The sequence below is a fragment of the Qipengyuania sp. genome (assembly GCF_042095715.1).
Classification (GTDB): Bacteria; Pseudomonadota; Alphaproteobacteria; order Sphingomonadales; family Sphingomonadaceae; genus Qipengyuania.
The window spans coordinates 1-7,086 of sequence record NZ_JBELMO010000101.1 but is presented as its reverse complement, the minus strand read 5'-3'; the positions used below and the strand labels follow the sequence as shown (position 1 = coordinate 7,086).

Sequence of the window (7,086 nt, the reverse complement as noted above, 5' to 3'; positions counted from 1 at the left end):
CCTCTCTGCTGAACCATGAGACATCGGATCACCTCCTTTCGCGCTAGTGAGCTAGAGGCCGTTTTCAATGGGCCCCAAGACCGCGTTCGCCGCTGATCTTGAGAACAATTTGATTCCTTCGAAGCCTAAAAACAAGCCTTGAAAAAAACTTTTCCCACGTCAGAATTGTCGCTTGTGGCCCGGCAAATTTGCCGGGCCTTTTCTTTGCCATAAACGGCGTCAGCGGCAGTCCTCGATCACCCGCGTCACTTCAGCCCAGCTCGGCAGGTAAAGCGATGGCTGGCCGGCAATCTCCACCGCGAAGCGCCCCTTGCTGAGCGCGATCGCGTCGAGCAGCGGATCGGCGGCGGGAAGGCGCGCCTCGATGGCGGGTGGCTGGCCGGCGGTCGGGGATGCGGCAAGGCTGCGGGTCACGGTCTCGGTGCGAATCGTCATCGTGGTGGCGGAGCGTGCCTGGCCCATGCGGGACAGCACGACGATCTTTTGCGGCGCAATGCACCGCAGCGTGAAACGGCCATCGCCTTGCGAGGGGCCGAAAACGGCGGTGCCGCCACCCGGCGCCGGGAGATAGTACCAGTCGCCCGCCGTCCGCGGGGCATCCATCCAGTTGGAATAGACCGGGGCCGGTGCCGCGACCGGCGCTGGGGCCGGGGCGGGCGTGGGCTCCGCCGGGGGCGGCGCAGGCCTTGGCTGCGGGACACAGGCGGCGATGGCGAAGGTGAGAGCCAGCGAACCGGCGAGACGGGAATAGATCGGTTTCATCCCCCTCCAATGAACGCTAGGCGCAAAATTTCCAATGCCTGCCAAACGACGCCTTGATCAGATGCTTGTGGACCGCGGCCTGGTCGAAAGCCGCAGCCGGGCCCAGGCGCTGATCATGGCGGGCCTCGTCTTTTCGGGCGAGACCAAGCTGGAAAAATCGGGCCAGCAATTGCCCGAGGACGCCCCGCTGGAGGTTCGCGGGCGCGACCACCCGTGGGTTTCGCGCGGCGGGATCAAGCTGGCGCATGCGATTTCGCACTTCGATCTCGATCCGGCGGGCGCGGTGGCGATGGATATCGGCAGTTCAACGGGGGGCTTTACCGATGTCCTGCTGCATCACGGCGCGGCGCATGTCTTCGCGGTGGACAGCGGCACCAACCAGCTGGCCTGGAAGCTGCGGCAGGATCCGCGGGTGACGGTGCTGGAACAGACGAGCGCGCGGATACTGACGCCGGACATGATCGATCGGCCGACTGGCTGGGTGGTGTGCGATGCCAGCTTCATCGGCCTTGCCAAGGTGCTGGAACGGCCCCTCCAGCTGGCGACGCCGGAGTGCCGGCTGGTCGCGCTGATCAAGCCGCAATTCGAGGTAGGGCGGGAGGAGGTGGGAAAGAAGGGCGTGGTCAGCGATCCGGCCCTGCACGCCCGCGTGTGCGCGGAGGTGCGCGAATGGGCGGAAGGCCTGCATTTCGCGGTCCAGGGCATCGTCGAAAGCCCGATCACCGGGCCAGAAGGCAATGTCGAATTCCTGATATCCGCGCTACGTAGCGGCTGAGGGCTCGCTCTACCCGATACGATAGGGAACAACCCCGCGGCTGTCGGGATCGACTTCGATCTCGCGGTCACTGGGCGGAAAGGCGCGCTGATCGCAATCGGGCCGGGGGCAGATGCGGCAGGATATCCCGATCGGCACCACGCTGCGCTCGGAAGCCAGGTCCAGCCCGTCGGCATAGATGAATTCGGCCGCATGGGCGGTTTCGCAGCCCAGAGCCACCGCATAGCGGCGCGGCGGCCGTTCGAACGTGCCGGACGGCTTCACCAGCCCCTTCGCCATGGAGACATAGCGCATCCCGTCGGGCGTTTCGGCCAATTGGACAAGTATCCGGTCGGGCACCGCGACCGCCTCATGCACGATCCACAGCGGGCATGCGCCGCCGAAGCGGGCGAACTGAAGCCGCGTCGCCGAATGCCGCTTGGTGATGTTACCCGCCATGTCGACCCGGCAGAAGAAGAAGGGCACGCCCCTGGCCCCTTCGCGCTGCAAGGTCGAAAGCCGGTGGCAGGTCTGTTCGAAACTGGTGCCGAAGATTTGCGCGATCCGGTCGATATCGTGGCGCAGGCCGCGGGCGGTGCGGCGAAAATCCTCGTAAGGCATCAGCAGCGCGCCCGCCGCGTAATTGCTGAGGCCGACGAACAGCAGCTGGCGCGAGGCGGCACTTTCCAGCCGGGCTCCCTCGATGACCGCGAGAATCTCGTCCCGCAGGGCAAGCGAGACGAGCTGATGGGCCAGCTGGAAGCGGCGGCTTTCGACCGGCTGGCCCGGATCGATCATCAGATGGCTCATTTCCGCATCGTAGCTGCGGATACCCGATTGCCCCGAATAAATCAGCGAGATCGAGAGCGCCTGCCTCACATGCGTCTCGAGCGCGTCGGTATCGGGTGACGGGCTGCGCCCGCGCAGCTTCTGGGCCAGCTTCTCCGCTGCGCAGTCCAGCGTATCGACGTAGTTGTTGGCCAGGTGAAACCAGTCGCGCACCTGTTCCCAGGGCAGCCTGGCGGTGGTGCCGGTCTCGCTCGGGGGGCTGCCGGTGGTCAGCGCCTCGTCCACCATTGCGAGGCGCTGCCCTGTTCGGCGATAGGCCTCGTGCAATGAGATGAACCGCTCGGCAAAGGCCGGGTTCTGCTCTGCGAGCCGCGCCAGCTGATTGGGGGGCAGGGGACCGGAAAAGAGCGGATCGGCGCTCGCCTCGCGCAGGGCCACGATCAGCTGCTCGGTGCCGTCGGTGCCCAGATCCTGCCAGTCGATGGGGAACAGGCTCGCCAACCGGTCGATCAGGGCGGAGGTGAGCGGGCGCTGGTCGTTTTCGAGCTGAGAGAGATAGCTCGCGCTCACGCCGAGCGACCGGGCGAGGTCTGACTGACGCAGCGCACAGCTTTCGCGAAGCTGACGCAGGCGTGTTCCTGCAAAGAGGCGTCTGCGCACTGGCACGGAACTTCGCATAATTTGCAAACAGCTGCTTTGCAAATTTGCAACTTTGCATTGGACAGTCCTCCCACCCAGCGTCAACAGGCAGGCTTCGCCAGTTGCACGCGGCCACCGATTGGATGCCGCACAGGGAGAGTCCATGTCAGCCAACATCGCCGAACTCGAACGTCGCCGGGCCGCAGCAAAGCTGGGCGGGGGTCAGAAGCGCATCGATGCCCAGCACGCCAAGGGCAAGCTGACCGCGCGCGAGCGCCTCGAAGTTCTGCTGGACGAAGACAGCTTCGAAGAACTCGACACCTATGTCGAACACGACTGCATCGATTTCGGGATGGAGAACCAGCGTATTCCGGGTGACGGCGTGGTTACCGGCAGCGGCACGATCAACGGGCGGTTGGTGTTCGTGTTCAGCCAGGACTTCACCGTGTTCGGCGGTTCGCTATCGAAACGCCATGCGGAGAAGATCTGCAAGGTCATGGACATGGCGATGAAGGTCGGCGCGCCCGTGATCGGCCTCAACGATTCCGGCGGCGCGCGCATTCAGGAGGGCGTGGCCTCGCTGGGCGGCTATGCCGAGGTGTTCCAGCGCAATGTGCTGGCGAGCGGCGTGGTGCCGCAGATCAGCCTCATCATGGGACCATGTGCGGGCGGCGCGGTCTATTCGCCCGCCATGACCGACTTCATCTTCATGGTGAAGGATTCGAGCTACATGTTCGTGACCGGCCCGGAGGTGGTGAAAACCGTCACCAATGAGGTGGTGACGCAAGAGGAGCTGGGCGGTGCGGTAACGCACACCACCAAGACCAGCGTGGCCGATGTCGCCTTCGAAAACGATATCGAGACGCTGCTCGCCACCCGCGATTTCTTCGATTTCCTGCCGCTTTCGAACCGCGAGAAAGCCCCCGAGCGGCCGACCAGCGATCCGTGGGACAGGAGCGAAGAGAGCCTGGACACGCTGATCCCGGCCAACGCCAACCAGCCTTACGACATGCACGAAGTGATCCGTAAAACCCTGGACGAGGGGGATTTCTTCGAGGTGCAGCCCGCCCACGCCGCCAACATCATCTGCGGATTCGGCCGGGTGGAAGGGCGCACCGTGGGCGTGGTGGCGAACCAGCCGATGGTGCTGGCGGGCGTACTCGACATCAATTCATCCAAGAAAGCCGCGCGCTTCGTGCGTTTCTGCGATGCGTTTGAGATTCCGATCCTGACGTTCGTGGACGTGCCCGGCTTCCTTCCCGGCACGGGGCAGGAGCACAATGGCATCATCAAGCACGGCGCAAAGCTGCTGTTCGCCTATGCCGAGGCGACCGTGCCCAAGATCACCGTTATCACCCGAAAGGCCTATGGCGGCGCGTACGACGTGATGAGCTCCAAGCATTTGCGCGGCGACCTCAACTACGCCTGGCCCACCGCAGAGATCGCGGTGATGGGCGCGAAGGGCGCGGTGGAGATCATCTTCCGCCAGGACCGCGACGACCCCGAAAAGATCGCGGAGAAGACCAAGGAATACGAAGACCGCTTCGCCAACCCCTTCGTCGCAGCTTCACGCGGCTACATCGACGAGGTCATCTATCCGCACTCGACGCGACGGCGGATTGCGTTGGGGCTGCGGAAGCTGCGCGGGAAAGAGCTCGAGAACCCGTGGAAGAAGCATGACAATATCCCGTTGTGAGGTAATTCAATGTCGAAACTAGTTGTCTTCGTGTTGCTGTGCCTTCTCAGCCTTGGCTGCGCGGTGCTCTTGGCAAGCTGGGGACCGCATTCGACAATCCGTGAAATGTATGTCGTCGACAGTTTCGAAAACCCCTTTCTTCTCATCCTCTATGCCCCTTTCGCCTTCGCGATTTATACCGTCCTCAGCTGGTGGCGCGCCTCGTCAAGGAAAACGAAATGAAACTCGGCCGCCTCAACCACATCGGCGTCGCGACGCCCTCGATCGCAGAATCCATCGCCTATTACCGCGATGTCATGGGCGCGACGAAGATCCGCGATCCCTTCGATCTGGAGGAGCAGGGGGTGAAGGTATGCTTCGTCGATACACCCGGCGATCCGACCGAGAGCGGGCCGAGCTTTGGCACGCAGATCGAGCTGATCGAGCCCTTGTCCGATGCTTCGCCCATCGCCGGCTTCCTCGCCAAGAACCCTACGGGCGGGCAGCATCATGTGTGCTACGAGGTCGACGATATCGCCGAGGCGCGCAGCTGGTTCGAGGGGCTGGGCAAGCGCATCCTCGGCCCCACGCGCATCGGCGCGCACGGCACGCCGATCTTCTTCCTCCACCCCAAGGACATGATGGGGCAACTGACCGAGATCATGGAGACGCCCAAAGACGGCGCGCACTGGTCTAACTGAACGCAACGGGAGAGAGGAACTACGATGCTATTCTACGACAGCCCCAATCCGGCCCCCAATCCGCGCCGCGTGCGCATTTTCGCGGCGGAGAAGGGAATCGACCTGCCCTCGCAAGAGGTCTCGATCCCCAAGCGCGAGCAGAAGGCGCCGGACTTCGTCGCCAAAAACCCGCGCGGGCAGACGCCGATCCTCGAACTGGACGATGGCACCGTGATCGCGGAAAGCGTTGCAATCATGCGCTATCTCGAGGCCGAGCACCCGGAGCCTGCGCTGTTCGGCACAACCTCTCGCGAAATAGCCGAGATCGAGATGTGGAACCGCCGGGTCGAGTTGATCCTGATGCCCGCCGTTGCCGCGGTCTGGGTCCATACCCATTCCTTTACCGCTGCGCTGCCGGGCCGCAATGCGGAGTGGGGCGAGGCGAACCGCCCTCGCGTCGCCGATGGCTTTCGCTTCTTTGACGCCTCGCTGGCGGATCGAACGTTCCTGGCCGGTGACGCCTATTCCGCCTCGGACATCCTGCTGCTCACGACAGCCGATTTCGCCGAATTCATCGGATGCGGCATGCCGGAAGAGTGCGAGAACCTGCGCAAGTGGCACGAAAATGTGTCCGCCCGCCCGAGCGCCCAAGCCTGAGTGACCGAATGACCGACAAACCCAAGTTCGAAGACTGGAAGCCCCTCGCCGACAAGGAGGTGAAGGGCCGCGACCTGACCTGGCAAACGCCGGAGGGGATCGACGTAAAGCCGCTCTATACGAGCGAGGATACCGCCGACATCGACCCCGGTGTCCCGGGCATCGCGCCGTTCACGCGTGGGCCCTATGCTTCGATGTACACAGGCAGGCCTTGGACCATCCGCCAGTACGCGGGCTTCTCCACCGCCGAGGAATCGAACGCCTTCTACCGCCGCAATCTCGCCGCGGGGCAGAAGGGGCTGAGCGTTGCCTTCGACCTCGCCACACATCGCGGCTACGATTCGGATCACCCGCGCGTGGTCGGCGATGTCGGCAAGGCGGGCGTCGCCATCGACACCGTGCGCGACATGGAAATCCTGTTCGACCAGATCCCGCTCGACACCATGAGCGTGTCGATGACGATGAACGGCGCGGTGATCCCCGTGCTGGCGTTCTACATCGTCGCGGCGGAGCGGCAGGGGGTGAGCCAGGACAAGCTGGCCGGGACCATCCAGAACGACATCCTCAAGGAGTTCATGGTCCGCAACACCTATATCTATCCGCCTGAGCCGAGCATGCGGATCGTGAGCGACATCATCGCATATACCAGCGCCAACATGCCGAAATTCAACAGCATTTCGATCTCGGGCTATCATATGCACGAGGCCGGCGCCACGGCGGTGCAGGAACTGGCTTTCACCATCGCCGACGGCAAGGAATACGCCAAGCGCGCCATGGAAGCTGGCCTCGATATCGATGCTTTCGCGCCGCGCCTGTCCTTCTTCTGGGGCATCGGCATGAATTTCTTCATGGAGATCGCCAAGATGCGCGCCGGGCGCCAGCTGTGGCACGATGTCATGACCGAACTCGGTGCGAAATCCGACAAGTCGAAGATGCTGCGCACCCATTGCCAGACCAGCGGCGTAAGCTTGCAGGAGCAGGATCCTTACAACAACGTCATCCGCACCACAATCGAGGCGATGGCGGCGGTGCTGGGCGGGACTCAGTCGCTCCACACCAATGCGCTGGATGAAGCGATCGCGCTGCCGACGGATTTCAGCGCCCGGATCGCGCGCAACACGCAGCTGGTG

General features: G+C 63.6%; 8 protein-coding genes. 6 read left to right on the top strand and 2 right to left on the bottom strand.

Annotated elements, in window-relative coordinates; genetic code table 11:
- Window positions 1-219: 219 nt before the first annotated feature.
- Window positions 220-762, bottom strand: a complete 543-nt coding sequence (locus ACFDTG_RS15495) for a hypothetical protein (protein WP_375291866.1) — start codon at window positions 760-762, stop codon at window positions 220-222.
- Between the two features lie 34 nt (window positions 763-796).
- On the opposite strand from ACFDTG_RS15495, the gene ACFDTG_RS15490 reads away from it, so the two are divergent.
- Window positions 797-1,537: a TlyA family RNA methyltransferase gene (locus ACFDTG_RS15490; protein WP_375291865.1), complete on the top strand. Its 741-nt coding sequence runs from the start codon at window positions 797-799 to the stop codon at window positions 1,535-1,537.
- A gap of 9 nt (window positions 1,538-1,546) precedes the next feature.
- On the opposite strand, the gene ACFDTG_RS15485 is transcribed toward ACFDTG_RS15490, so the two are convergent.
- Complete coding sequence (locus ACFDTG_RS15485; RefSeq protein ID WP_375291864.1) at window positions 1,547-2,983, bottom strand: short-chain fatty acyl-CoA regulator family protein; 1,437 nt, start codon at window positions 2,981-2,983, stop codon at window positions 1,547-1,549.
- Between the two features lie 124 nt (window positions 2,984-3,107).
- Here ACFDTG_RS15485 and ACFDTG_RS15480 point away from each other — a divergent pair, with 124 nt between their 5' ends.
- The 5 genes from ACFDTG_RS15480 to ACFDTG_RS15460 form a co-directional block, all read left to right on the top strand.
- Window positions 3,108-4,640, top strand: a complete 1,533-nt coding sequence (locus ACFDTG_RS15480; RefSeq protein WP_375291863.1) for an acyl-CoA carboxylase subunit beta — start codon at window positions 3,108-3,110, stop codon at window positions 4,638-4,640.
- Between the two features lie 9 nt (window positions 4,641-4,649).
- On the top strand, window positions 4,650-4,862 hold the full coding sequence (locus tag ACFDTG_RS15475) for a hypothetical protein (RefSeq protein ID WP_375291862.1): 213 nt from the start codon (window positions 4,650-4,652) through the stop codon (window positions 4,860-4,862).
- Entirely contained in the window at window positions 4,859-5,320 is a 462-nt protein-coding gene (gene mce / locus ACFDTG_RS15470; protein WP_375291861.1) for a methylmalonyl-CoA epimerase, read from the top strand. Before ACFDTG_RS15475 ends, mce begins: the two co-directional genes overlap by 4 nt.
- A 24-nt stretch (window positions 5,321-5,344) precedes the next feature.
- The gene (locus tag ACFDTG_RS15465) at window positions 5,345-5,956 is read left to right on the top strand and encodes a glutathione S-transferase family protein (RefSeq protein ID WP_375291860.1); all 612 of its coding nucleotides are present in this window, start codon (window positions 5,345-5,347) and stop codon (window positions 5,954-5,956) included.
- An 8-nt stretch (window positions 5,957-5,964) separates the two neighbouring features.
- Window positions 5,965-7,086 (top strand): methylmalonyl-CoA mutase family protein (locus ACFDTG_RS15460; RefSeq protein WP_375291859.1); only part of this gene is annotated, 1,122 nt, incomplete at its 3' end.

Coding starts and splice junctions, on each gene's coding strand:
- ACFDTG_RS15495 (WP_375291866.1), bottom strand. CDS start 762: ATGAAACCGATCTATTCCCGTCTCGCCGGTTCGCTGGCTCTCACCTTC.
- ACFDTG_RS15490 (WP_375291865.1), top strand. CDS start 797: ATGCCTGCCAAACGACGCCTTGATCAGATGCTTGTGGACCGCGGCCTG.
- ACFDTG_RS15485 (WP_375291864.1), bottom strand. CDS start 2,983: ATGCGAAGTTCCGTGCCAGTGCGCAGACGCCTCTTTGCAGGAACACGC.
- ACFDTG_RS15480 (WP_375291863.1), top strand. CDS start 3,108: ATGTCAGCCAACATCGCCGAACTCGAACGTCGCCGGGCCGCAGCAAAG.
- ACFDTG_RS15475 (WP_375291862.1), top strand. CDS start 4,650: ATGTCGAAACTAGTTGTCTTCGTGTTGCTGTGCCTTCTCAGCCTTGGC.
- mce (WP_375291861.1), top strand. CDS start 4,859: ATGAAACTCGGCCGCCTCAACCACATCGGCGTCGCGACGCCCTCGATC.
- ACFDTG_RS15465 (WP_375291860.1), top strand. CDS start 5,345: ATGCTATTCTACGACAGCCCCAATCCGGCCCCCAATCCGCGCCGCGTG.